2 protein-coding genes are annotated in these 2,284 nt (G+C 72.7%); both read right to left on the bottom strand.

Annotated features, from left to right (window positions below; all coding sequences use genetic code 11):
• Positions 1–37 precede the first annotated feature (37 nt).
• Positions 38–1,378, bottom strand: a complete 1,341-nt coding sequence (locus tag DD1DGNOD_RS23780; RefSeq protein ID WP_131767005.1) for an MDR family MFS transporter — start codon at positions 1,376–1,378, stop codon at positions 38–40.
• Positions 1,375–2,284: PLP-dependent cysteine synthase family protein (locus DD1DGNOD_RS23775; protein WP_131771066.1), on the bottom strand; the 910-nt coding region annotated here is incomplete at its 5' end. The genes DD1DGNOD_RS23775 and DD1DGNOD_RS23780, both read right to left, overlap by 4 nt.

The raw sequence follows: 2,284 nt of genomic DNA, 5'->3' as shown, positions 1-2,284 counted from the left end.
AAGGGGGATTGGCCGGCCCGACGACGTCGGGCCGACGTCACGACCGTTCGACGGAGACCTCGCTCGACGGCCGTGACTCGGCCCCCGTGGCGGTCCCGTCCCGGCTGTCAGACGTGGCGGGTCTGCGTCCCGTGACGGCATGGATCGCTGCCGCGCTCACCAGGCCCGTCGCCACCAGGAGGACCCACGGCAGAACGGGAGCCTGCGCGGCGCCGTCGAACGCGGCCCCGGCCGCGAGGTTCCCCAGTGTGATGCCGACACCGGCGACGCTGTTGTAGAGGCCGTAGTGGGTGGCCACGAGACGGTCGCGCGCGAGCACGACGACCGTGTCCATCTCGAATGGGTAGGCGATGGCGGTGCCGAGCGTCAGCAGCGCCGCTGTGAGCACCGCGGTGGCGAACGCCACGAGGTAGTCCCCGAGACCCGCGGTCGTGGCGTCGAGCGGGTCGGCGCGCAGCGGCGGCGCTGCCGTGACCAGCAGCGGTACGAACGCCAGGCCCATGACGGCGACCCCGGCGACGATCGCCCGCCGGGAGTCCCACCGCCGCCGGCACCAGGCCGTGAGCCGCAGCTGGCCCAGGATCGCGACGAGTCCGGAGACCACGAACACGGCGGTGATGGCAGCAGTGGCGGGCGCACCGTCCCCGACGACCTGCCGCAGGTGCAGTGGCAACGCCAGGTAGATCTGGAACGACAGGACGTAGGAGGCGGACATCGCGCCGGCGAACAGCAGGAACGTCCGGTTGCGGGCGACGACCGCCCAGTCTGCCCGCACCGATCGGGTGGCCGACGCGCTCGGGGCAGGTGGCCGGTTCGGCAATGCCAGCAGCTGCAACACCGACAGCACCGTGAAGATCGACGCCGCGACGGCGCAGGTCAGGCGAAAGCTCACGCCGGTGAGCAGGAGCCCGACGAGCGGTCCGGCGAGGATGCCCGCCTGGTAGTAGACGTTGAACGCCGCGAACGCCTCGACGCGCCGCTCGGCCGCCTCCGCGGCGAGGTAGGCCCGCACCGCCGGGTTGAACAGCGCGCCTGCCAGCCCGGTCGCGGCCGAGGCGACCAGCAGCGCGGGCAGCGATGACGCGACGCCGAGCAGCGCGAAACCGACGGTGCGTAGCAGGCATCCCGCAACGATCAGCGGTTTGCAGCCGAGCCGGTCGGCCAGGTACCCGCCGACCAGGAACATGCCCTGCTGGCTGAGGTTGCGGGCGCCCAGCACGAGCCCGACCAGCCAGGCCGCGAGTCCGAGCTCGCCGGACAGGTGGGCGGCAAGGTAGGGCATCAGCATGTAGAAGCCGATGTTGATCGAGAACTGGTTGACGAACAGCAGCCGGACCGGGCGGTCGAAGGAACGCGTCGTGGCGACCAGAGCTGTCATCGCGCGGTCGGATCGCCGGTGCGGCGGCGTCGCCCGCAGGGGTCGGTGACCGTGGTGCATCGGGTCCAGCGCAGGACCTCGCGTTCGTCGCAGCGGCCGATCTCGTCTGGTTCGAGGGCGGGCGGCCCGGCCGCGAGCTCGTGGCGTCGGCAGAACTCGTCGTCGAAGACCGAGTCGGCATAGCGGTGAGGCCCGTCCGGGAAGACCGCGACCACCCGGCTGCCCTCCGGTGAGACGCGTGCGACCCAGGCGGCGACCAGTCCAACGGCGCCGACACTCCAGCCTCCGGTGGCGTAGCTGCGGGCGGCGAGCCGCCGGCAGGTCCACACCGCCTCTGCGGGGGCCACCCAGTGCACCTCGTCGAACGCGGCGTAGGCGACGTTGTCGGGGTAGATGCTGCTGCCGAGCCCGCGCATCAGCCGGGGTCTGGCCGGCTGCCCGAAGATCGTCGAGCCGACCGCGTCGACCCCGACCAGCCGGAGCCGGGGCCAGCGCTCGCGCAGCACGGCGGTGATGCCGGCGGAGTGGCCGCCGGTGCCGACGCCGCACACCAGGACGTCGACCCGCTCGAACTGGCTGACGAGTTCATGTCCCAGTCCGGCGTAGGCGGCGACGTTGTCCGGGTTGCGGTACTGGTCCGGGCAGTAGGCGTCCGGGCCGGCCCGGTCGAGGATCGCTCGGACCCGGTCCCGTCGGGCCTGCTGCCAGCCGCCGTCCGGGTGCGGCTCGGCCACGGTGTCGACGGTCGCGCCGTAGGCGTTCAGCAGGCGCCGCACGACCCGGTCCAGGCCGGGGTCGGTCACCACAGTGACCGGGTGCCCGAAAACGATCCCGGAGAGCGCGAGACCCAGCCCCAGCGTCCCGCTCGTCGACTCCACGATCGTCGCACCCTCGCCGAGCAGACCC

Origin of the sequence: Candidatus Protofrankia californiensis, from assembly GCF_900634765.1 — a bacterium.
Lineage (GTDB): Bacteria > Actinomycetota > Actinomycetes > Frankiales > Frankiaceae > Protofrankia > Protofrankia californiensis.
The sequence above is the reverse complement of the archived record's forward strand: the minus strand, read 5'-3'. Positions and strand labels throughout refer to the sequence as shown.